The organism is Extibacter muris (genome assembly GCF_004345005.1).
Taxonomy (GTDB): domain Bacteria; phylum Bacillota; class Clostridia; order Lachnospirales; family Lachnospiraceae; genus Extibacter; species Extibacter muris.
Genome location: NZ_SMMX01000061.1, coordinates 1 through 820 on the forward strand (window position 1 = coordinate 1; position 820 = coordinate 820).

1 protein-coding gene is annotated in these 820 nt (G+C 64.8%); it reads left to right on the top strand.

All coding sequences use genetic code 11. The annotated features are described in order from the left end of the window. The coding region (locus tag E1963_RS19210; protein WP_243117816.1) for an FGGY family carbohydrate kinase at positions 1 to 820 on the top strand (820 nt) is incomplete at both ends.

Consider the following 820-nt stretch of genomic DNA (forward strand, 5'->3'; position numbering starts at 1 on the left):
ATGAGAAGGGCTGGGTCTCCCATGACCCGGAGGAGATCTACCGCAATACGATCCAGGTGGTCGCACGGCTCCTGGAGGAATCCGGTATCGACAGGGGCCGCATCGCCGGTGTCGGGATCAGCAACCAGCGGGAGACGTCCCTTGCATGGGACCGCACCACAGGCGCGCCCCTCGGGCACGCCATCGTGTGGCAGTGCGCCCGGGCGGCGGACATCTGCGAGCGGGTGGAGCGCCTCGGCGAGGCGGAGCGCATCCGCAGGGCCACCGGCATGAACCTCTCCCCCTACTTCCCGGCATCGAAGATTGCCTGGATACTGGAACATGTGGAAGGGGCGAAGGATAAGGCGGACCGGGGGGAGATCTGCCACGGCACGATTGACAGCTGGCTCATCTACAGGCTGACCGGCGGAAAGTCCTACAAGACCGACTACTCCAACGCCTCCCGGACGCAGCTGTTCAACATCTTCGAGCTTGCGTGGGACGAGGGGATCTGCCGGCTCTTTGGCATCGACCCGGCGAACCTGGCAGAAGTGTGCGATTCGGATTCGGACTTCGGGGAGACGGACGTGGAAGGGCTGCTCCCCCGCCCGGTGCCGATCCACGGGGTGCTCGGGGATTCCCACGGCTCCCTGTTCGGCCAGGGCTGCCGAAAGCCGGGGATGATAAAGTCCACCTACGGGACGGGCTCCTCGATCATGATGAACATCGGGGAGGAGCCGGTCTTAAGCACCCACGGGGTGGTGACCTCCCTTGCGTGGAGCATGGGCGGGAAGGTGAACTACGTGCTGGAGGGGAACCTGAACTACACGGGAGCGGTGAT